Genomic DNA, 21,784 nt, shown 5'->3' with positions numbered 1-21,784 from the left:
GTGCGGCCCCGCCGTTCTGCTTGTCGCCTTCCGAGCACTGCCGGTGCCTCCTTGGCGGGAGGCCCTATGCCTGGGCGGCCCGCTGCAGCGCGCTGGCCAGCAGCGCCAGGTCGGTCGGCCCGTTGCCCAGCTCGCGCACCGGGCGGCTGGTCGGCGGCGCACCCAGCTGGGCGGGGTCGATCGCGACCACGGTGGGGCGCAGCGTCGCGGTGCGCGGGATCCGGCCGCTGACCCGGGCGGTCTGGAAGGCCAGCACCGCGCCGTCGGGACGGCGCAGGTAGCCGCGACCCGGGGTCTGCTCGGGCAGCGCCGCCGCGTCGTCCACATGGACCAGCAGTTCGGAGTCGCCCTGGTGGTCGGTGCGCAGCGCGATCCGCCACAGCGCGGCCTCGTCCAGCTCGCTGCCCGCGCTCAGCTCGGGCCGGCCGGTGGCGGCCACCAGATGCACGCCCAGGCGCCCGCCGCGCTGCGCCACGGCGGCCAGCGCGCGGGCCAGCGGCCGGCCGGCGGGGGAGGTGGGGGCGAGCAGCGCGTCGTAGTCGTCCACCACGACGATCAGGCGGGCGGGCGGCGGGTCGGTCACCACGGTCGCGCTGCCGGCGGCGGTCGCGGCGCCGGCCACGGAGACGACGGCGGCGCGGGCGGCGACCGGCTCACCGCCGCGCGGCTGCCCGATCACGGCCGGGCGGGCGGCGAGCGCCCGCTCGGCGAACCAGGCGGGGAAGGACCGGTTGCGGAACAGCTCCTCGCGCCGGTCCAGCTCCTCGTGCAGCGACTCGGCGGTCAGCAGCGCCTGCCGCGGCTCGGCGGCGGCATCCAGCTGGCCGGTGACGTGCGGCAGCTCGGCGCAGCCGGCCAGCCCCCCGTCGCGCCCGCCGATCAGCAGCACCTGCAGCCGGTCGGGGCGCTCGCCGACCGCCAGCGAGGCGACCAGGGTGCGCAGCAGCTCGCTCTTGCCCGCCCCGCGGGCGCCGCCGACCAGCAGGTGCTGCGGGTCGGTCAGCTCGGTGCCGGCCAGGTCGACGGTGCACAGGTCGTCCCGGGTGGTGCCGAGCAGCGCGGTGGCGGTGCCGGCCGTGCTGGGCAGCCCCTCCCAGCGGGCGGAGAGCTTGGCGGGGGTGACGGTGTCCAGCTCCAGCAGGTCGAGCAGCCGTAGCGCCTCCGGCAGCGGTCCCCGGGAGACCGGCGCGGCCTCGCGCAGCGGCGCCAGTGCCCGGGCCAGCCGTTCGGCCCAGGCGGCGGAGACGGCGTCGAGCGCGACCTCCTCGGTGCGCTGGTCGCCCATGGCCACGGTCAGCCGGGTGGCGACCTCGCCGGTCACTGTGGCGGTGGCGCCCAGGCCGGCCGGCAGCAGCTCGGGGCGCTCGGCCAGGCAGAGCGGGAAGACGCCGACCGCAGGGCCCTCGCGCAGCAGCCGGGCCAGCACCTGCCGGGCCGGCTCGGAGCCCGGATCGCCGTCCACCAGCAGCACGGTGAGCTGCTGGGCGGCCTCGTCGGCCGGGCGCTCGACCAGCTCGGTCAGGCGCTGGCGGGCCTGGGCCTCGTCCAGACCGACCAGCAGCCGGCAGTCCTGGCCCTGGCCCGGACGCAGCTGCGGCAGCCAGAGCGACCAGGCCCAGTCGGCGGTGCGCTGCTCGACGGGCTGCTCCTGGTCGGCGCTGACCACCACCAGGCTCAGGCCGCTCGGCGGGTGCAGCACGGCCAGCTGGGCGAGCAGGGCCCGGGCCAGGCCGAGCAGCCGCCGGCGCGGTCCGGCGACGCCGAGGCTGCCGGCCGTGCGCAGGTCGACGGTGACGGGGACGGCCGGCAGCATCATGCCCGGGGCGGTGCCGGGGCCGCCGGGCAGGTCGGCGGTGCCAAGGCGCAGGGTGAGCGCGTCCGGGTGGGCCGGGATCCGCTCCCAGAGCCGCGGGCCGGGGCCGAGCGCGCTGAGCAGCAGCGCCGCCGGGTCGGGGAAGCGCTCCCGCAGCCCGGCGGCCTGGCGATCACGGACCCTGGCGTGCTGCTGGGCGGCATCACGCGCCGCGGCCGGCACGGCGCTGGCGGGCGCGGGAGAGCGGCCGAGCCGGCGGGCGAGCAGCGAGCGGGTGCGGCCCGCGCCGCTGGGGGCGGGTGCCTCGGGCCGTTCGGCGGCGGGGGCGCTGGGGCGGACCGGGCGGGGCCGGCTGACCTGGAGGTGGCCCAGGCCGTCCGGCGTGGTGGGGCAGGCCTGCTCGGCGGCCGGGGCGGTGGCCAGCGTCACGGTGGACTCGCCCAGGCGCAGCAGGGCGCCCTCGGGCAGCGCCCGGGGCTCCTCGGTGAGCGGGCGGCCGTCCAGCGCGGTGCCGTTGGTGGAGCCGAGGTCGTGCACCGTGACGCTGCCGTCGGCGGCCAGGTGCAGGGAGAGGTGCAGCCGGGAGACGTCTGGGTCGTCGAGCGGGACGTCGGCCTCGCTGGAGCGGCCGACCCGCACCTGGTGGCCATGCAGGCGGTGCACGCCGCCGGCGTCCGGGCCGCCCAGCACCCGCAGCTCGACGGCGGCCGCGCCCCCGGCGTCGTCCAGCGGGGCGTCCGCGTCCGGGTCGGGTTCGCCGAGCGCGAGCACCGCGCCGTCCAGCAGCGGGGGGTGGCCGAGCGGAGTGCGTTCGTCGATCCGCTGGGACCCGGCGTAGAGATGCACATGGGTCGCGCTGCGCGCGCCCCGCACGCCCACCGCGCCGGCCAGCGCCACCGCGAGCGATCCGAGCGCCGTGCCGATGGGGGCGGTGACCTGGACATCGGTGGCGGGCGCGGGCACGCCCGCGCCCGCACGGGGTCGGAGGACCGTCAGCCGGATCTGCATCTCGCCCGGGGTTCCCCTCTGCTCGTGATGAGTGTTGGACCGCAGGAGTGCCGCTGGGGCCTGTCCGGCGGATCTTGCCGGGCGCGGCCCTAGGCGTCATCCTGCCACCCGGGACTGACAGCCCGTGCACCGTACCGGATTTGACGATCTTGTGATCATCGCCATGGTGGAGCGGACGGGCCATCAGGTCAAGGCGGGCCCGGGCAGCTCGCCGACCACGGCGCGCGCTCATCCGGCTGGGGCTTGCCGGACACCGTTAGAGTTGCCGCACACACGGACTATCGCCCGCAGGCGACAGTGGGCCTCGGTAGGGCAAGGAGTGCACCAGGTGCGGCCGGTAGGCAGCAAGTATCTGCTCGAGGAGACGCTCGGGCGCGGTGCCATGGGTACCGTCTGGCGGGGGCGGGTGCGCGAGGACGCCGGGCTGCCGGACCTGGTGCCGGGCCAGCAGGTCGCGGTCAAGGTCCTCAAGGAGGAGCTGGCCGCCGACCAGGACATCGTGCTGCGCTTCCTGCGCGAGCGCTCGGTGCTGCTGCGGCTGAGCCACCCCAACATCGTCCGGGTCCGCGACCTGGTGGTCGAGGGTGAGCTGCTCGCCCTGGTGATGGACCTGGTGGACGGCCCCGACCTCTACCGCTACCTGCGCGCCAACGGCCCGCTCAGTCCGATCGCGGCCGCGCTGCTGATGGCCCAGATCGCCGACGCGCTCGCGGTCAGCCACGCCGACGGCGTGGTGCACCGCGACCTCAAGCCCGCCAACGTGCTGCTCGCCACCGTCCCCGGTGACGGCCGCCAGGGCGAGCAGCTGCACCCGATGCTCACCGACTTCGGCATCGCCCGGCTCGCCGACTCCCCGGGCATCACCCGCGCCAGTGAGTTCGTCGGCACCCCCGCCTATGTCGCCCCCGAGTCGGCCAGCGGCCGTCCGCAGACCTCGGCCGTGGACGTCTACGGCGCCGGGATCATGCTCTACGAGCTGGTCACCGGCCGTCCGCCGTTCCAGGGCGACGGCGCCCTCCAGGTGCTCCAGGCCCACCTGACCCAGGAGCCGCCGCGCCCGCCCGGGATGCCCGAGCCGCTCTGGACCGTGGTCGAGCGCTGCCTGCGCAAGGACCCGGCGCAGCGCCCCAGCGCCACCTCGCTGGCCCACGCGCTGCGCGTGGTGGCCGCCGGGATCGGCGTGCACGCCTCACCGGCCGCGGTGGACGCCGCGCTCGGGGTGGCCGTGCTGCTGCTGCCGGAGCCGCAGCCGGCCGAGGTGCCGGGCACCGGGGCGACCCAGCCCGACCTGGCGGCCGCCCACTACGACCCGGCCGCCGCCACCCAGGTGCTGCCGAACGGCGGCGGCCCCGGCGGGCCGGGTGCCGACCCGACCCGGCTGCTGCCCACCCCGCCCGGTGGCCCGTTCGCCGCCCCGCCGAGCCCGGCAGGACCGGCGCCCGCGGCGCAGCAACAGCAGCAGCCCGAGCCGGCGCACCCGTGGCAGACCCAGCTGCGCGCCGCCCGGGACCGCAACCAGCAGACCCAGGTCTTCGCGGCCGAGGACTTCGCCGAGCCGCCGCAGCGGGCCCCGCAGCCCTACCAGGGCGGTGCCGGCTACCCGGGCCCCGGCTACCCGCCGCCCGGTGGCGGCCAGCCCCGTCCGGGTGGGTACCCGCCGCCGAACGGCTACCCCCAGCAGGGCGGCCGACCCGGCCAGGGCGAGCCGCGCCCCGGCTACGGCCGGGCCGAGCGCCCGCCGGTCGCGCCGCCGCCGTACCAGTCGCAGCGCGGTCGGCCCGGCGGGCCCGGCTCCCGCGACCAGGGCTACCGCGACCAGGGCTACGCCGAGTCCGATCGGCCGTACCCGGAGCAGGGCTACCAGGCCTACCGCGAGCCGTCCCAGCGCCCGGCCCCGCCGGCCCCCGCGCCGGCCCGCCGCCCCGAGCCCGCGCCGCACCGCCCGCAGCCGCCGACCCGGGAGCCCGAGCCGGAGCGCGAGTCCAGGCCGCGCCGCGAGCCGCGCCCGCGCAGCCGCAACCGGATGTACATCCCGGGCCTCGGCTGCCTCAAGGGCTGCCTGATGGTGCTGCTGATCCTGGCGGTGGCGGCCGTGGCGCTGTGGAACTTCACCCCGCTGCCGCACTACTGGGACAACGTGCACCAGTGGTGGGACAGCACCACCGGCTGGATCAGCAGCACCTGGCACTCCGTCACCGGGAACTGACGGTCCGCCACCAGGCGGTCAGCGTTGACGCTTTGTCGACATTGTCCGGCTGGAGGTCCCGCACAGGGCCCCGAGGCGCGTAGGTTGGTCGGTGACGCACCGACCTCATGAGCGCTTCCGGGCCCCCGCGGCGGCCCCGGGAGCGCTCCCCGCCGCCTACGGAGCAGCATTGGCACGCAAGATCGGCAGCCGGTACACCGTGCACCAGGTGATCGGCCGGGGGTCCGCCGGAACCGTGTGGCTGGGCGAGGGCCCCGACGGGCCGGTGGCCGTCAAGCTGCTGCGCGAGGATCTGGCCACCGACCAGGTGCTGGTCGGGCGCTTCATCCAGGAGCGGGCCGCGCTCACCGGCCTGGACCACCCCCGGGTAGTCGGGGTGCGCGACATGGTGGTGGACGGCGAGGACCTCGCGCTGGTGATGGAGCTGGTGCACGGCACCGACCTGCGCTCCCGGCTGGAGCGCGAGGGCGTGCTCGCCCCGCAGGCCGCCGCCTCGGTGATCGCCGACGTGGCCGACGGCCTGGCCGCCGCGCACGCGGCCGGCATCGTGCACCGGGACGTCAAGCCGGAGAACGTGATGCTCGACCTCGCCGCGCCGCCCGGACCCGGCGGGGTGCCGCGCGCCAAGCTGACCGACTTCGGCATCGCCCGGCTGGTCGACGCCCCGCGCCGGACCAGGGCGACCCGGATCATCGGCACCCCCGACTACCTGGCTCCCGAGATCATCGAGGGCCTGGAACCGCGGGCCGCCGTCGACATCTACGCGCTGGCCACGGTCTGCTACGAGCTGCTGGCCGGCTTCACGCCGTTCGGCGGCGGCCACACCGGGGCGGTGCTGCGCCGGCACGTCACCGAGAGCGTGCCGCCGATCCCCGGGCTGCCGGACGGCCTGTGGCGGATCATCTCCGAGTGCCTGGCCAAGGCGCCCGCCTCCCGGCTGCGCGCCGCCGAGCTGGCCGAGCGCCTGCGTGAGCAACTGCCCGCGCTGGCCGGCCTGCCGCCGCTGGCGCTGCCCGCCCAGGACCGGCAGCCCGCCGAGGAGCCGGTGACCCCGGCCGAGGCCGTCTACGCCGAGGCGGACACCGGCACCGGCGCGCACCGCCGCCGGCGCGGCCCCGCCGTCCCGCTGGTCGCCGCCCCGGCCCCGGACTCCACCCGGGACACCCACACCAGCCTGCGCCGCCCCTCCGCCCAGGAGCTGGCCGGCTACGCCGCCGAGTCGCGCGCCCAGCGGGCCACCCCCGCGCCCGGCCACCGGGGCGGGCGCCGGACGGCTCTGGTGCGCCGGCGCCGGCTGCTCGCGGTGCTGCTCGCCGTGGTGCTGCTGCTGGCCGGCGCCGTGGCGGCGTTCGCCGCCTTCGGGGGCGGCGGCCACGACCACGGCCCCGGCGGGCATGCCGGCCGGGCCCCGCGCGCCGCCGTCGCGCGGCTCGACGGCTACCGGCCGGTCCCAGGGCCCCGCGCCAACCATTAGGCTGGAGGCGTGGCAGCCGTCGATCCTTCCGAAGAGCTCAAGAACCTCGAAACGACCATGGGGTCGATCGAGGCCGTCCTCGACCTGGACAAGATCCGGGCCGACGTCGAACGTCTGGAGGAGGAGGCAGCCGCCCCCGCCCTCTGGGACGACGTCGTGAACGCCCAGAAGGTCACCAGCCGGCTCTCCTTCCTGCAGGGCGAGCTGCGCCGGGTCGCCACCCTGCGCAGCCGGATCGAGGACGTGGCCGTGCTCTTCGAGCTGGCCGAGGACGAGGGCGACGCGGACACCCGGGCCGAGGCCGAGACCGAGCTGGCCTCGGTCAAGAAGGCCGTCGAGGAGCTGGAGGTGCGCACCCTGCTCTCCGGCGAGTACGACGCCCGCGAGGCGCTGGTCAACATCCGGGCCGAGGCGGGTGGCGTGGACGCCGCCGACTTCGCCGAGCAGCTGATGCGGATGTACCTGCGCTGGGCCGAGCGGCACGGCTACCCGACCGAGGTCTACGACACCTCCTACGCGGAGGAGGCGGGCATCAAGTCCGCGACCTTCAGCGTGAAGACCCCGTACGCCTACGGCACGCTCTCGGTGGAGCAGGGCACCCACCGCCTGGTGCGGATCTCGCCGTTCGACAACCAGGGCCGCCGGCAGACCTCCTTCGCGGGTGTCGAGGTGCTCCCGGTCGTCGAGCAGAGCGACCACGTCGACATCGACGAGGGCGAGCTGCGGATCGACGTCTACCGCGCCTCCGGCCCCGGTGGCCAGGGCGTCAACACCACCGACTCGGCGGTGCGGATCACCCACCTGCCCACCGGCATCGTGGTCTCCTGCCAGAACGAGCGCTCGCAGATCCAGAACAAGGCCTCGGCGATGAACGTGCTGCAGGCCAAGCTGCTGGAGCGCCGCCGCCAGGAGGAGAAGGCCCGGATGGACTCGCTGAAGGACGGCGGCAGCTCCTGGGGCAACCAGATGCGCTCGTACGTGCTGCACCCGTACCAGATGGTCAAGGACCTGCGCACCGAGTACGAGGTGGGCAGCCCGCAGGCGGTGCTGGACGGCGATATCGACGCCTTCATCGAGGCTGGTATCCGCTGGCGCAAGCAGAGCGAGAACCAGGAGCAGTAGCACCAGCCGCTGACGAACCGAGAAGGGGCCCCGGACAGTGTCCGGGGCCCCTTCGTCCGTGTCGGTGGGTTATGCCAGCGCCTGCCGGCAGATCATCGCCACCGCCAGCAACGCGGCCAGCAGGGCGATCAGAGTGGCCGGGGAGAGCGTGGCGAGAGGACCCTGCTGCTGTTGTAGCCGGGCGCGCTCGGCGCGGCAGACCGGGCAGCGGCCCTCGCTCACGCGGCCGGCGCAGTTGGCGCACACCAGATGGTCGCACGTCATGCGATCTCCTCCTTGCCTGCTACTGCCAACGCACCGGGCGGCCGAATGGTTCCCGTACCTGCCCCGGGCGGGGGATCGGAGCGGACCGCGGCAGTGCGGTTTGCCCTCTACTCTGCCAGGTTCCGCGGCGTCCGGCTCCCTGGCCGGGAAAACCCGGGGCGGCCGCCACCCGGTCGATCAGCACGGCCGGCATTCGTGGCGCGAAACCCTGGAACGGCTGTGAAATGGCTCGCAATTTTCCGGGCATTCCAGTCCAAGAGCGGACAATCCGTCAGGATCGTTCGCCGGACCGCCCTGCGCGGCCGCCGACGGGTCGCGTATGGTCCCAAGCCGGGGGAGTGGCCAGGGTCGCTCCCGCCGCCCTCCCCGACCGGATCGCGGGGGTGGGTCCGACCCAGGAACAGTGCGACCGACGTCGGCTACCGGCCTGAAGTAACGATCGGGTCACGGAAGTTGTTCGAGCCGTCAGCTGTTCCGCCTAGGATGGCCTCCGTGATGCAGCCGTGATCAGATTCGACAACGTTTCCAAGACCTATCCCAAGCAGAACCGCCCCGCCCTGTCGGAGGTCTCGCTGGAGATCGAGAAGGGCGAGTTCGTCTTCCTGGTCGGTTCCTCCGGCTCGGGCAAGTCCACCTTCCTGCGGCTGTGCCTGCGCGAGGAGCGCCCCAGCACCGGCGAGGTGCACGTGCTCGGCAAGGACCTGGGCAAGCTGTCCAACTGGAAGGTGCCGCACATGCGGCGTCAACTGGGCACCGTCTTCCAGGACTTCCGCCTGCTGCCGAACAAGACCGTGGCGCAGAACGTGGCGTTCGCGCTGGAGGTCATCGGCAAGCCGAAGAGTGCCATCAACAAGGTGGTCCCCGAGGTGCTCGACCTGGTCGGTCTCGGCGGCAAGGAGGACCGGATGCCCGGCGAGCTCTCCGGTGGTGAGCAGCAGCGCGTGGCGATCGCCCGGGCCTTCGTCAACCGTCCGATGCTGCTGATCGCGGACGAGCCGACCGGAAACCTGGACCCGCAGAACTCGGTCGGCATCATGAAGTTGCTGGACCGGATCAACCGCACCGGGACCACGGTGCTGATGGCCACCCACGACCAGGCCATCGTCGACCAGATGCGCAAGCGCGTGATCGAGCTCGACAAGGGGTTGCTGGTCCGCGACCAGGCCCGCGGTGTCTACGGGTACCAGCACTAGCCGGCTACCGCGTCGCCGCCTCCGGTCCATCAGCCTTGATCTTGGAGTAGAAGAAGCTCATGCGCGCCCAGTTCATCCTGTCGGAGATCGGTGTCGGTCTCCGCCGCAACCTGACCATGACCATCGCGGTGGTGGTCAGCGTCGCGCTCTCGCTCGCCCTGGCCGGGGCCAGTCTGCTGGTCCGTGACCAGGTCAACTCGATGAAGGGGTACTGGTACGACAAGGTCGAGGTCAGCATCTACTTCTGCACCAAGGCGGACGCCAAGAACGCCCCGCAGTGTGCGAACGGTGCGGCCACCCAGGACCAGATCGACGACGTCAAGGCCGGCCTTGACAAGATGAAGCCGCTGGTGCAGAACTCCACCTTCGAGAGCCAGGCGGAGGCCTACACGCACTGGAAGGACATGAACCCGGACAACGCCCTGGTCTCCGTCCTCGGTGCCGACGCGATCCCGTCCTCCTGGCGGGTGAAGCTGAGCGATCCGACCCGTTACGACGTGATCCAGAGCGCCTTCGCCGGGCATCCAGGGGTGCGCTCGGTGGAGGACGAACGGCAGATCCTGGACAACCTCTTCGGGTTGCTCAACGGCCTGCAGACCGCGGCCTTCGTGATCATGGTGTTGATGCTCTCGGTGGCGCTGCTGCTGATCGTGAACACGGTCCGCGTCTCGGCGTTCAGCCGAAGGCGGGAGACCGGGATCATGAGACTGGTCGGTGCCTCCAACTTCTACGTGCAGATGCCGTTCATCGCCGAGGCGGCGTTCGCCGCCTTGCTGGGCGCGGTGCTGGCCTCCGGGCTGTTGCTGCTCGGCAACTACGGCGTGCACGCCTGGCTGGCCAAGAAGGTGCAGTTCATCCAGTTCATCGGGCTCTCCTCGGTGCTGCAGGTGATCCCGCTGCTGATCGTGGCCGGTATGGCGATGGCGGCGGTGGCGGCCTTCCTGACGCTGCGCAAGTACCTGAAGGTCTAACTCCCAGCGGTCGTCCGGTCCGCAGGATTTCGTCACGCCCGGTGAGATTCGGCCGTTCTGCGGCCACGGAGCGCATCGGGCGCCTACACTCCGTTCCCATGACCGCAACCGCGCGGCAGGCGCGCCATGGCGCCACCCTCAGCCTGGTGTTCGGCACGGTGCTGCTCGGCGGCGCGGTCCTGGGCGCCTGGGGTGGCGGGCCGCCCGCCGCGCCGCCGCGTCGGGCCGCCTCGGCGGACGCCAGAGTTGGCGGCCCCGAGGTCGCGACGCTCTCCCCGGAGCAGGCGCAGCGGCTGGTGGCGGACGGCGGCGACCGCTGGGCCGCGTACTACAGCCCGCAGGACTACGCCGAGTTCGCCCAGGGCCTGGACGGCGAGTACCTGGGCGTCGGGGTCTTCGTGGACCGGGCCGACGACGGCTCGACGCTGGTCAGCGCCGTGCCCCCGGGCTCGCCGGCCGCCGCGGCCGGAATCGCGGTGGGTGACCGGCTGATCGCGGTGGACGGCGCCCCGGTGGACCGGCTGCCGGTGACCGAGGTGGTGGCCAGGCTGCGCGGTCGCCCCGACGGCCAGGGCGCGGGCGGGCGGCCGGCGGAGCCCGGCTCGCCGGTGCGGCTGACCCTGCGGCGGGCCGGCGTCGCCGCGCGCGAGGTGACCCTGCGTCGGACCGTGCTCGCCGCCCAGGACGTCGCGGTGGACCATCCGGCGCCCGGGGTGCTGTGGATCACCGCGCGGGCCTTCACCACCGGCGTCGGCGCCGAGATCGCCGCGGCCGCGCGGCGCGCGCCCGAGCACGGCGTGGTGCTCGACCTGCGCGGCAACTCCGGTGGCCTGGTGGCGGAGGCGGTCGCCACCGCCTCGGTCTTCCTGGACGGCGGCCCGGTCGCCTCCTACCAGGTCGGCGACCAGTCGCGGCAGTTGGCCGCGGCCCCCGGCGGCGATCCGCGCACCCCGCTGGTGGTGCTGGTGGACGGCGGCACGATGAGCGCGGCCGAACTGCTGGCCGGCGCGCTGCAGGACCGCTGCCGGGCGGTGCTGGTGGGCAGCCGGACCTTCGGCAAGGGCACCGTGCAGCAGCCCAGCCGGCTGGCCGACGGATCGGTCCTGGAGCGCACCGTGGGCCGCTACTTCACCCCCGCCGGCCGCTCCCCGGACGGCGTCGGCCTGCTCCCCGACGTGCCCGCCGCCGACCCGGCCACCGCCGACGCGCTGGCCCTGCGGGTGCTCAGCGGGCTGGGCGGGGCGGGCGCTCGACCATAAAGCGGCTGCCGGGCGGGCCGCCGAGGTGCGAGAATGTCCGGTGCTATGGCAAAGGAAAAGGGACAGAAGCTGATCGCGCAGAACAAGAAGGCGCGACACGAGTACACGATCCTCGACACCTACGAGTGCGGGATGGTGCTGACCGGCACCGAGGTCAAGTCGCTGCGCGAGGGCCGGGCCAACCTGGTCGACGGCTACGCCTACACCCAGGCCGGCGAGGTGTGGATCGACAACGTCTTCATCCCCGAGTACACCCAGGGGACTTGGACCAACCACTCGGCGCGGCGCAAGCGCAAGCTGCTGCTGCACAAGATGGAGATCCGCAAGCTGGAGGCGAAGACCAAGGAGACCGGGCACACCCTGGTGCCGCTCTCCCTGTACTTCAAGGACGGCCGGGTCAAGCTGGAGCTGGCCCTGGCGGTCGGCAAGAAGCTCTACGACAAGCGGCAGACGCTGCGCGAGCAGCAGGACACCCGGGAGACCGCGCGCGCGGTGGCCGCCGCCCGTCGTCGGATGGGCTGATTGTGGTCGTCCTGTAGCAGGTTCGTCCCAACCGGGTGATCCCACCTGGTCAACGGCCTGATGCCGAAGATTCGATCAGTACGATCCGAGCATGAACGTCTCCCTGTTGGATGGCTGGTTCCCGTGGACCGTCCAGCTCGCGGCCGGTGTCGCGCTGCTGGCCGCGGTCGGGTGGCGGGACCGCCGTTGGCGGCTGCGCCGGGCGCCGATCGCGATCGGTGCCGCGATCGCGCTGACCGCGCTGGCCGGGCTGCTCGCGGTCACCGTCGGCGGGGTCACCGACCCGCTGCCGTTCGCGCTCTGGCTCTGGCTGGGCGCGGCGGTGGTGGCGCTCGCGGTGCTGGTGGCCGGCTGGCGCTCGGCGCGCTGGTGGCGGCGCTCGCTGGCGCCGCTGGCCGCGCTGCTCGCCCTGCTGGCCGGCGCCAACGTGCTGAACGCGTCCACCGGTTACTTCCCGACCCTGGACGACGCGCTCGGCGAGCTGACCGGCGCCCCACTGCCGCAACAGGTGACGCTCGACCAACTCGGCTCGCTGACCGGCAAGACCGACACCGGCCGGATCGTCCAGGTGGACATACCCGACACCGCCAGCGGTTTCGCCCACCGCCAGGAGCTGGTCTACCTGCCGCCGGCCTGGTTCCGCAGCAAGGCCCGGCCCAAGCTGCCGGTGCTGGAGATGATCGGCGGGGAGTACGCGGCGCCCGACAACTGGGTGCGGGCCGGCGACGCGGTGCAGACCGCGGACGCCTATGCCGCGCAGCACGGCGGCTACGCGCCGGTGCTGGTCTTCGCGGACGCGACCGGCGGGTTCAAGGTCGACACCGAGTGCGTGGACGGTCCGAACGGGAAAGCCGAGGACCATCTGGTGAAGGACATTCCGCCGTACGTCGAGAAGACTTTCGGCACCTCCGGCGATCCGCGCAAGTGGGGCGTGGTGGGCTGGTCGATGGGCGGTACCTGCGCGATCGACCTGACGGTCGAACACCCCCAGGTCTTCTCGCACTTCGAGGACATCTCCGGTGACCTCGGGCCGAACACCGGGGACAAGCAGCAGACCATCGACAAGCTCTACGGCGGCGATTCGGCGGCCTGGGCGGCGCACGACCCGCTGACCGTGCTGGCGGGGCACGCCAAGTACCGCGACACCTCCGGCTGGTTCGAGAGCGGCGACCAGGAGGCCAACCACATCACGCAGGGGAAGCAGCTGGCCGCCGCCGCCCGCAAGGACGGCATCAAGTGCCAGTTGGACGTCCAGCCCGGCAAGCACGTCTGGCAGTTCGGTGCCCAGGCGTTCGCCGACGCGCTGCCCTGGCTGGCCCAGCAGCTCGGCACCCCCGGGCCGCACCAGGCCAAGGCGACGCCGGTCAAGCCGCTGCCGAAGCCCGCCGCCCCGACCGCCACCCCCGCGCCGGCCACCGAGCCGGTTCCCGCCACGGCCTAATCGGCTGGACCGCCCCTGGCGGGGCGCGTACCATGGTCCAAGCAACACCGGGTGGGGTCACCCAGCCGGAGCTTTTTCTCAAGCTGCACCTTCTTAAAAACACATGGGGATGATCGGTTTCGACAGGGGACGTCGAAACAGGAGAAGCGAGCCGAGGAACGCGGCAATGATCTCGTTAACCATCTGCCGCAAAAAAATAATCGCCAATGTCAAGCGCGATTCCCTCGCTCTCGCTGCCTAAGTAGCGACAGTAGGGTGTCAGACCGGGGAGTTCCCGACCCGGACCCTGGCATAATCTAGGGAACTCAACTGTCCACCCGGGCTGCGCGGGTGGGCGGGACAACAAACAGCAGCTGGGCCTGTTGGCGGCTTGTCCGTGTGACTGCCAGGGCCGAGAAAAGCACAGCGGACTGCGCTCGGAGAAGTCCTGAATCCACTCCACTGGACCCGGGTTCGATTCCCGGCATCTCCACCATCCCATGTGCATGCGGGCCGCCTTCCGTCCTCGGAGGGCGGCCTTCGTGTTTCCCGGCGTCGGGTCCGGTCGTGCTGCTTCGGTCGTGCTGCTTCGGGCGGGGCCGCTTCGCCCCTGAGTGCCCGCGCGGCGACTCCGGGAGTAGGATCGTCCGTCCGCCGACTTTGGGCGGCGACTTATCTCCCACCAGCAGACGTACGACAAGGGGACTCCTTGGGCGCGCACGGCAGGCAGCACGCGGCCGCAACCACCGAGGCCGGCACGGCATCAGCAGACAGCCCCACGGCCACGGCCGAGGGGCTGCGCGAGCGTGAGATCGCGGGCGAGCAACGGCATCTCGACACCGTCTACCGGCGGCTGGAGGAGAAGCTCGCCGAGGCCGAGTACGTCCTGGAGGACGCCGCCAAGCGGGTCCAGGTCGGCACGCCCGGCGCGCTCGCCGAGCGGGACGCGCAGGTCTACCGGGCCGGCGCCCACCTCACCCGGTTGAACAACGAGTTCGAGGACTTCCTGTTCGGCCGGATCGACCTGCAGCAGGCGGACGCCCCCGAAGAGCACGGCATCCCCTCCTTCACCCCGCTGGATCCGAGCGACGAGAAGGTCGCGCAGACCCTGCACATCGGCCGGCTCGGCGTGCTGGACGCCGAGTACGGCCCGCTGGTGATCGACTGGCGGGCCCCGGCCGCCGCTCCCTTCTACCGGGCCACCCCGCTGGAGCCGGGCCGGGTGCTGCGCCGCCGGGTGATCCGCTCCAAGGGCCGCAAGGTGATCGGGGTCGAGGACGACCTGCTGCGCCCGGACCTGACCCCGGTGCTGGACGGCCGGGAGCTGGCCGTGATCGGCGACGGCGCGCTGATGGCCTCGCTCGGCCGGGCCCGCAGCCACACCATGCGTGACATCGTCTCCTCGATCCAGAAGGAGCAGGACGAGGTGATCCGGGCGCCCGCCGCCGGCGCCACCCTGGTCACCGGCGGTCCCGGCACCGGCAAGACCGCCGTCGCGCTGCACCGCGCGGCCTTCCTGCTCTACCAGGACCGCCGCCGCTACGCCGGCGGGATCCTGGTGGTCAGCCCGACCCCGCTGCTGGTCTCCTACACCGAGGGCGTGCTGCCCTCGCTCGGCGAGGAGGGCCAGGTGGCGATCCGCGCGGTCGGCAGCCTGGTGGACGGCATCGAGGCCGAGCGCTACGACACGCCCGAGACGGCGCGGATCAAGGGCTCGGCCCGGATGGTGCAGCTGCTGCGCCGCACCGCGCGGGCCGCGCTGGAGCTGACCGCGCCCACCGAGCTGAAGGTGGTGGCGCGCGGCGAGGTGCTGCGGCTGGACGCCGGACGGCTGCGCGCGGTGCGCGGCAACGTGGTCGGCAGCGGCGGCACCCCGCTCAACCTGCTGCGCCCCCGGGCCCGCAGGCTGCTGCTGGACGCGCTCTGGGTCGAGGCCACCAAGCACCTGCCCAAGCCCACCGACCACTTCTCCCGCGAGCAGCGCCAGGAGGAGAAGGAGTCCTTCGACGAGTACGTCTCGGACGAGGCGCCGTTCCTCGACTTCCTGGACGCCTGGTGGCCGACCCTGACCCCGCGTCAGGTCCTGGCCACGCTGCGGCAGGCCAGGCACATCAACCGGATCGCCCGGAACGTCGTCAGCCCCGAGGAGGCCCGCCTGCTGGCCGCCTCCTGGCGGCAGCTGGGCGAGCGCGGCGATGGGCAGCTGTCGGCGCACGACGTGGCGCTGATCGACGAACTGCACCTGCTGCTCGGTGAGCCGGCCAGGCCCAGGGCGCGCGAGGTGGACGCGGTGGACCTGCTCACCGGCCTCGACGAGGTGACCACCTTCGCCGACCGCAGCTCCCGCCAGCGCGACCGCACCCCGGTGGAGCGCACCGAGTACGCGCACGTGATCGTGGACGAGGCCCAGGACCTGACGCCGATGCAGTGGCGGATGATCGGCCGCCGCTCCCGCTCGGCGACCTGGACCATCGTGGGCGATCCGGCGCAGAGCTCCTGGCCGTTCCCGGCGGAGGCCCAGGCGGCGCTCGACGAGGTGCTGGCCGGCAAGCCGCGCCGCCGTCACACGCTGACCGTCAACTACCGCAACCCCGCCGAGATCGCCGAGGTCGCGGCGAAGGTGCTGGCGCTGGCCGCCCCGGGCACCCCCTCGCCCAGCGCGGTGCGCTCCACCGGCGTCCAGCCGCGCTTCGCGGCCGTCACCGCCGCCGAGCCGGCCGCGTTCGGCGCCGCCGCCCGCGCCGAACTGCGGCGCCTGCTGGGCGAGGTGGACGGCACGGTCGCGGTGGTTGTCCCGATGGAACGCCGGGCCGAGGCGGCCGGCTGGATCGCGGACCTGGGCGAGCGGGTGGTCGCGCTGGGCAGCCTGGAGGCCAAGGGCCTGGAGTACGACGCGACGGTGGTCGCCGACCCGACCGGCATTGCTGGCGAGTCCGAGGCCGGGCTGCGGGTCCTCTACGTCGCGTTGACCCGGGCCACTCAGCGCCTGACGGTGCTCTCCGGGCCCGACGACCTGCCCGACGGCGCGGGCGTCCCCGCGCTGCTGCGGTAGCGCTGAGGCGCCGTCAACGACTGTGGCCCCCACCGGAGGTGGGGGCCACAGTCCTACGTTGGTGACACCGACCCGCCATGCTCGCCTCGCGGCAAGTGGTCGCTCGAAGCGACTAAGGTTGGGCCCGGGGGCTTGGATCGAGCCGGTGTCTCGTCCAATGTAACCCATGGGCCCCGCCAGGCAAGGTCATGCGGCGGATTTTCGGTCCCGGATCAGGTTCACCGGATGTCTTGTTGTCGGTTCCCCGCAATCAACGGCCGATATTTCTGACAAGCCCCTGGTAGGTGCGACGATCGAGGCCTAAGATGCGCGAGGCGCAGCATCAACAAACTGTTGAAGTAGCCGACAGCTGTTGAAGACGGCCTGGCCAGCTCTCACCTCTCAGTGGACGGAAGAAGGACGTCGATGGCGACGGTGCCCAGTGTCTCCAACTCGATCACGGTGCGGCTGGAGGTCCCGGCCAGCGGCAACGCGGTCAGCAACATCACCACCGCCGTGGAGTCCTCCGGCGGGTCGGTGACCGGTCTCGACGTCACGGCCTCGGGCCTGGAGGCGCTGCGGATCGACGTGACGGTGGCCGCCGCCTCGGTGGCGCACGGCGAGGAGATCGTCGAGAAGCTGCGGGCCATCGAGGGCGTGACGATCGGCAAGGTCTCGGACCGCACCTTCCTGATGCACCTCGGCGGCAAGATCGAGATGTCCTCGAAGCTGCCGATCCGCAACCGTGACGACCTCAGCATGATCTACACCCCCGGCGTGGCCCGGGTCTGCATGGCGATCGCCGAGAACCCCGAGGACGCCCGCCGCCTGACCATCAAGCGCAACAGCGTCGCGGTGGTCACCGACGGCTCTGCGGTGCTGGGCCTGGGCAACATCGGCCCGCAGGCCGCGCTGCCCGTGATGGAGGGCAAGGCGGCCCTGTTCAAGCGCTTCGCCGGCATCGACGCCTGGCCGATCTGCCTGGACACCCAGGACGCCGACGAGATCGTGGCCATCGTCAAGGCGATCGCCCCGGGCTTCGCCGGCATCAACCTGGAGGACATCTCCGCGCCGCGCTGCTTCGAGATCGAGGCCCGGCTGCGCGAGGCGCTGGACATCCCGGTCTTCCACGACGACCAGCACGGCACCGCGATCGTGGTGCTGGCCGCGCTGACCAACGCGCTGCGGGTGGTCGGCAAGGAGATCGGCGACATCCGGGTGGTGATGTCCGGGGCCGGCGCGGCCGGTACCGCGATCCTGAAGCTGCTGCTGGCCGCCGGCGTCGCGCACGCCACCGTGGCGGACGTGCACGGCGTGGTGCACGGCGGCCGGGCGGACCTCAACGACTCGCTGCGCTGGATCGCCGAGCACACCAACCGTTCGGGCCGCACCGGCAGCCTGAAGGAGGCGGTGGCCGGCGCCGACGTCTTCATCGGCGTCTCCGCCCCGAACGTGCTGGACGGCGACGACATCGCCTCGATGGCCGACAACGCGATCGTCTTCGCGCTGGCCAACCCGGACCCGGAGGTCGACCCGGCGGTGGCCCGGCAGACCGCCGCCGTGGTCGCCACCGGGCGCAGCGACTTCCCCAATCAGATCAACAACGTGTTGGTCTTCCCGGGTGTCTTCCGCGGCCTGCTGGACGCGCAGAGCCGCACGGTGAACACCGAGATGATGATCGCCGCGGCCCGGGCGCTGGCCGCCACCGTGCTCGACGACCAGCTGAACGCGAACTACATCATCCCCAGCGTCTTCCACCCGGACGTGGCCAAGACGGTCGCCGCCGCCGTGCGGGAGGCCGCGCTGGCCGCCGCCGATACGGCCGAGCGGGCCCCTTCCCGGCCCACCCCGGGCATCGTCGGGACCCTCGACACCGCGGCTTTCCCGGTCGTCAAACTCTGATCAACTCCGGTCAACGGAGGGGTCCTGGGGCGGTATCCGGTCGATCAGCTGGCCGAATACCGCCCCTCTCGGTGCCGACCCGGTCCGAACCCTTGCGACACAAGGGGAAGGGCGTGTTTGGGCTTGCCCCCGTCAGGGCGTACGGTAGCCCTGCACGGGGCAGGCGTGTCCGACAAGTACGGAACGTCCCCCAACCACTCGGCGAGTCGTTCCCGACCGCCGCCCGCGTCGGTCCGCCGGCGCCGACGGAGCGTCACAGCTGCGTGGGGAGGGCGCCGTTCGGGGTGGACGGTCGAGGCCCGATTAGCTTTCTCAGGGCCGGTAAGGGCAGGATTCGTTCCCAGGCAGGCACGTGGCAGGACTGACACGGTGCGCGGCCCGGGACACGAGCCGGGCCCCTACCACCAGCCGCCTGAACGAGCACTGTGTGCGGACCAGCGGCCCAGCCGGGTGCCTCCGGAGGGACGACCGATGGGCCCCCGCACACCGCAACGAACAGACCACAGGAGTACACATGAACCGCAGTGAGCTGGTGGCCGCTCTGGCCGACCGCGCCGAGGTGACCCGTAAGGACGCCGACGCCGTTCTGGCGGCTTTCGCCGAGGTCGTGGGCGAGGTCGTGGCCAAGGGTGACGAGAAGGTCACCATCCCCGGTTTTCTGACCTTCGAGCGCACCCACCGTGCCGCCCGGACCGCTCGCAACCCGCAGACCGGCGAGCCGATCCAGATCGCGGCCGGCTACAGCGCCAAGGTGAGCGCCGGCTCCAAGCTCAAGGAAGCCGCCAAGGGCGCCTGATCCTTCGTGGAGCGGGGGCGGTCCGGTTCGCCGGACCGCCCCCGCTCCGTCGTTTTCCGGGGCGGCCCCGTCGCCTGGCGGGGCGTCCGCCACGCGAAGGGGCCACCCCTGGCGGGGCGGCCCCTTGAACGTCCTGCGGCGGCTCCAGCGGACCGCCGGCGGTGTCAGACCGCCGCGAGCAGCTCCTGCTCGCTGGGCATCTCCACGTGGGCCCCGAGGTCACGCAGCTTGGCCAGGAAGTTCTCGTAACCGCGGTTGATCAGCGAGATCCCGTGCACGGTCGAGGTCCCCTCGGCGGCCAGCGCCGCGATCAGGTACGAGAAGCCACCGCGCAGGTCGGGGATCACCAGCTCGCCGCCGAGCAGCTTGGACGGCCCGGAGACCACCGCGGAGTGCAGGAAGTTGCGCTGCCCGAAGCGGCACGGCGTGCCGCCCAGGCACTCGCGGTAGAGCTGGATGTGCGCGCCCATCTGGTTGAGCGCGGAGGTGAAGCCGAGCCGCGACTCGTAGACCGTCTCGTGCACGATCGACAGGCCGGCCGCCTGGGTCAGCGCGACCACCAGCGGCTGCTGCCAGTCGGTCTGGAAACCGGGGTGCACGTCGGTCTCCAGGGCGATCGCGTTCAGCTCGCCGCCCGGGTGCCAGAAGCGGATGCCCTCGTCGTCCACCGCGAAGGCGCCGCCGACCTTCCGGAAGGTGTTGAGGAAGGTCATCATCTCCAGCTGGCGGGCGCCGTGGACGTAGATGTTCCCCTTGGTGGCCAGCGCCGCGCAGGCCCACGAGGCCGCCTCCAGGCGGTCCGGCAGCGCCCGGTGGTTGTAGCCGCCGAGCTCGTCCACCCCGGTGATCAGGATGGTCCGGTCGGTGCCCATCGAGATGATCGCGCCCATCTTCTGCAGTACGCAGATCAGGTCGACGATCTCCGGCTCGATGGCCGCGTTGCGCAGCTCGGTGTCGCCCTCGGCGAGCACGGCGGTGAGCAGCACCTGCTCGGTGGCGCCGACCGAGGGGTAGGGCAGCTCGATCTTGGTGCCGCGCAGGCGCTGCGCGGCCACCAGGTAGGTGCCCTGCGGGTGCTTCTCGATGCTGGCGCCGAACTGGCGCAGCACCTCGAAGTGGAAGTCGACCGGGCGGCCGCCGATGTCGCAGCCGCCCAGGCCGGGGATGAAGGCGTGGCCGAGGCGGTGCAGCAGCGGGCCGCAGAACAGGATCGGGATCCGCGAGGAGCCGGCGTGCGCGTCGATGTCGGCGACGTTGGCGCTCTCCACGTGCGAGGGGTCCAGGATCAGCTCCCCCTCCTCCTCGCCGCTGCGCACCGTGACGCCGTGCAGCTGGAGCAGGCCGCGGACCACCTTGACGTCGCGGATGTCCGGAACGTTGCGCAGTCTGCTGGGGCCCTGACCGAGCAGGGCGGCCACCATCGCCTTGGGCACCAGGTTCTTGGCGCCGCGGACACGGATCTCGCCTTCCAGCGGGTTTCCGCCGTGCACCAGCAGGACGTCGTCGGTCATCGTTCTCGCAATCCGGGGTTCGCAGCCGCGGCAACGGGGGCGCGCCGCGACTGGGGGCAGAGAGGTAGGACCGGCGGACGTACGGCTGGGGCCGCACGGGCGCCACCTTTGGTAGATGGTAGTAGCCGCTTGAACGGTTCCCTGTCGTTCTCGTCGTGATCATGCTCTCTTAGGGTGGAAGCCCGTCGAGCTGTCCGCCGAGCGGGTGAGGCGCGGCGCTGTGGAGGTTTCGCCGCCCGCTGCGGGATCATGTGTGGCATGACCGCGGCCCTCTCACACACCGGCCGGCTGCTCGTGGCGACTCCGGTGCTCACCGATCCGAACTTCGCCCGGTCGGTGGTGCTGCTGCTGGACCACGACGTGCAAGGCGCGCTCGGCGTCGTCCTCAACCGGCCGACCTCGGTCGAGGTCGGGGACGTCCTGGACAGCTGGGCCGAGCTCACCGGTGCTCCCCGCGTGGTCTTCCAGGGCGGCCCGGTGGGCCTGGACTCGGCGCTCGCGGTGGCCGTGGTGCCGGGCGAACCCGGGCCCCAGGACCCGCTCGGCTGGCGCCGGGTGCACGGCGCGATCGGGCTGGTCGACCTGGAGGCACCGCCGCAGGTGCTGGCCGGCGAGCTGGGCGGCCTGCGGGTCTTCGCCGGCTACTCGGGCTGGACGCCCGGCCAGCTGGAGGCCGAGATCGCCGAGGGCGCCTGGTACCTGGTGGACGCCGAGCCGGGCGACATCTCCTGCCCGGACCCCGAGCAGCTCTGGCGCGCGGTGCTGCGCCGCCAGCGCGGCGCCCTGGCGATGCTCGCCACCTACCCGGAGGACCCCACGCTCAACTGACCTCCGGCGGTCCGGCCGGGGCCCGCCGGGCCGCGGCGTCGAGCGGGTCGTCGGCGTCGACGTGGTGGGGTCCGTGCGGGGTGGGGCCCGTTTCGGGCGAGGCCCCCATAGACTTGGCGCCTATGAGCACTCTTGAGCCCGAGCGCGGCCTCGGCACCGGCACCCTGGTCGAGCCCGTCCCGCAGGTGTCCAACGGCGACGGCGACCACGAGCGCTTCGCGCACTACGTCCAGAAGGACAAGATCATGGAGAGCGCGCTCTCCGGCTCCCCGGTGGTCGCGCTCTGCGGCAAGGTCTGGGTGCCCGGGCGCGACCCGAAGAAGTACCCGGTCTGTCCGATGTGCAAGGAGATCTTCGACGGCATCGAGCCGGCCGGCGGGGACGACAAGAACAAGAAGAAGTAGGCCCGGGGCCGCTGCAGGCCTGTGCAGTGGTCTATGCCAATCGGGGGCGCCGGGGCAGGA

At 72.9% G+C, this 21,784-nt stretch carries 16 protein-coding genes and 1 other RNA gene; 14 read left to right on the top strand and 3 right to left on the bottom strand.

Annotation, left to right across the window (positions count from 1 at the left end; translation table 11 throughout):
• Nucleotides 1–64: 64 nt before the first annotated feature.
• The gene (locus tag ABH937_RS24480) at nucleotides 65–2,821 is read right to left on the bottom strand and encodes an FtsK/SpoIIIE domain-containing protein (RefSeq protein WP_370219466.1); all 2,757 of its coding nucleotides are present in this window, start codon (nucleotides 2,819–2,821) and stop codon (nucleotides 65–67) included.
• A gap of 328 nt (nucleotides 2,822–3,149) precedes the next feature.
• On the opposite strand from ABH937_RS24480, the gene ABH937_RS24475 reads away from it, so the two are divergent.
• The 3 genes from ABH937_RS24475 (at nucleotide 3,150) to prfB (ending at nucleotide 7,623) form a co-directional block, all read left to right on the top strand.
• Nucleotides 3,150–5,027: a serine/threonine-protein kinase gene (locus ABH937_RS24475; protein WP_370219464.1), complete on the top strand. Its 1,878-nt coding sequence runs from the start codon at nucleotides 3,150–3,152 to the stop codon at nucleotides 5,025–5,027.
• A 169-nt stretch (nucleotides 5,028–5,196) separates the two neighbouring features.
• The gene (locus tag ABH937_RS24470; protein ID WP_370219463.1) at nucleotides 5,197–6,501 is read left to right on the top strand and encodes a serine/threonine-protein kinase; all 1,305 of its coding nucleotides are present in this window, start codon (nucleotides 5,197–5,199) and stop codon (nucleotides 6,499–6,501) included.
• Nucleotides 6,502–6,510: 9 nt separating this feature from the next.
• On the top strand, nucleotides 6,511–7,623 hold the full coding sequence (gene prfB, locus ABH937_RS24465; RefSeq protein ID WP_370219462.1) for a peptide chain release factor 2: 1,113 nt from the start codon (nucleotides 6,511–6,513) through the stop codon (nucleotides 7,621–7,623).
• A gap of 69 nt (nucleotides 7,624–7,692) precedes the next feature.
• Here the strand turns inward: prfB and ABH937_RS24460 are convergent, their stop codons facing one another.
• Nucleotides 7,693–7,887 (bottom strand): hypothetical protein, encoded by a 195-nt coding sequence (locus ABH937_RS24460; RefSeq protein WP_280693496.1) that lies wholly within the window; start codon nucleotides 7,885–7,887, stop codon nucleotides 7,693–7,695.
• Nucleotides 7,888–8,390: 503 nt separating this feature from the next.
• Between ABH937_RS24460 and ftsE the strand changes: the two genes are divergently transcribed.
• The 9 genes from ftsE to ABH937_RS24415 all read left to right on the top strand — a co-directional run bounded on the left by ftsE (nucleotide 8,391) and on the right by ABH937_RS24415 (nucleotide 18,981).
• Entirely contained in the window at nucleotides 8,391–9,080 is a 690-nt protein-coding gene (ftsE, locus tag ABH937_RS24455; RefSeq protein WP_145905956.1) for a cell division ATP-binding protein FtsE, read from the top strand.
• Between the two features lie 59 nt (nucleotides 9,081–9,139).
• Complete coding sequence (gene ftsX, locus ABH937_RS24450; RefSeq protein ID WP_280693497.1) at nucleotides 9,140–10,051, top strand: permease-like cell division protein FtsX; 912 nt, start codon at nucleotides 9,140–9,142, stop codon at nucleotides 10,049–10,051.
• Between the two features lie 98 nt (nucleotides 10,052–10,149).
• Entirely contained in the window at nucleotides 10,150–11,310 is a 1,161-nt protein-coding gene (locus ABH937_RS24445) for a S41 family peptidase (protein WP_280693498.1), read from the top strand.
• Between the two features lie 45 nt (nucleotides 11,311–11,355).
• Complete coding sequence (gene smpB, locus ABH937_RS24440; protein ID WP_280693499.1) at nucleotides 11,356–11,832, top strand: SsrA-binding protein SmpB; 477 nt, start codon at nucleotides 11,356–11,358, stop codon at nucleotides 11,830–11,832.
• A 91-nt stretch (nucleotides 11,833–11,923) separates the two neighbouring features.
• A complete protein-coding gene (locus ABH937_RS24435) occupies nucleotides 11,924–13,273 on the top strand; it encodes an alpha/beta hydrolase (protein ID WP_370219461.1) in 1,350 nt (449 codons plus the stop codon).
• A 105-nt stretch (nucleotides 13,274–13,378) separates the two neighbouring features.
• Nucleotides 13,379–13,748, top strand: a transfer-messenger RNA (tmRNA) gene (gene ssrA, locus ABH937_RS24430).
• A 213-nt stretch (nucleotides 13,749–13,961) separates the two neighbouring features.
• Nucleotides 13,962–16,304, top strand: coding sequence for a UvrD-helicase domain-containing protein (locus tag ABH937_RS24425; protein ID WP_370146823.1), 2,343 nt, complete (start codon nucleotides 13,962–13,964; stop codon nucleotides 16,302–16,304).
• Nucleotides 16,305–16,709: 405 nt separating this feature from the next.
• Nucleotides 16,710–18,185, top strand: coding sequence for an NAD-dependent malic enzyme (locus tag ABH937_RS24420; protein ID WP_280693501.1), 1,476 nt, complete (start codon nucleotides 16,710–16,712; stop codon nucleotides 18,183–18,185).
• Between the two features lie 514 nt (nucleotides 18,186–18,699).
• Nucleotides 18,700–18,981: an HU family DNA-binding protein gene (locus tag ABH937_RS24415; RefSeq protein ID WP_035848732.1), complete on the top strand. Its 282-nt coding sequence runs from the start codon at nucleotides 18,700–18,702 to the stop codon at nucleotides 18,979–18,981.
• A gap of 164 nt (nucleotides 18,982–19,145) precedes the next feature.
• On the opposite strand, the gene murA is transcribed toward ABH937_RS24415, so the two are convergent.
• The gene (gene murA / locus ABH937_RS24410; RefSeq protein WP_280693502.1) at nucleotides 19,146–20,492 is read right to left on the bottom strand and encodes a UDP-N-acetylglucosamine 1-carboxyvinyltransferase; all 1,347 of its coding nucleotides are present in this window, start codon (nucleotides 20,490–20,492) and stop codon (nucleotides 19,146–19,148) included.
• 249 nt (nucleotides 20,493–20,741) lie between these two features.
• Between murA and ABH937_RS24405 the strand changes: the two genes are divergently transcribed.
• Both ABH937_RS24405 and ABH937_RS24400 read left to right on the top strand, forming a co-directional pair.
• Complete coding sequence (locus tag ABH937_RS24405) at nucleotides 20,742–21,320, top strand: YqgE/AlgH family protein (RefSeq protein WP_280693503.1); 579 nt, start codon at nucleotides 20,742–20,744, stop codon at nucleotides 21,318–21,320.
• A gap of 122 nt (nucleotides 21,321–21,442) precedes the next feature.
• Complete coding sequence (locus ABH937_RS24400; RefSeq protein WP_280693504.1) at nucleotides 21,443–21,724, top strand: DUF3039 domain-containing protein; 282 nt, start codon at nucleotides 21,443–21,445, stop codon at nucleotides 21,722–21,724.
• Nucleotides 21,725–21,784 lie beyond the last annotated feature (60 nt).

Origin of the sequence: Kitasatospora sp. GAS1066B, from assembly GCF_041262605.1 — a bacterium.
Lineage (GTDB): Bacteria > Actinomycetota > Actinomycetes > Streptomycetales > Streptomycetaceae > Kitasatospora.
This window is presented reverse-complemented; position numbering and strand designations above follow the sequence as displayed.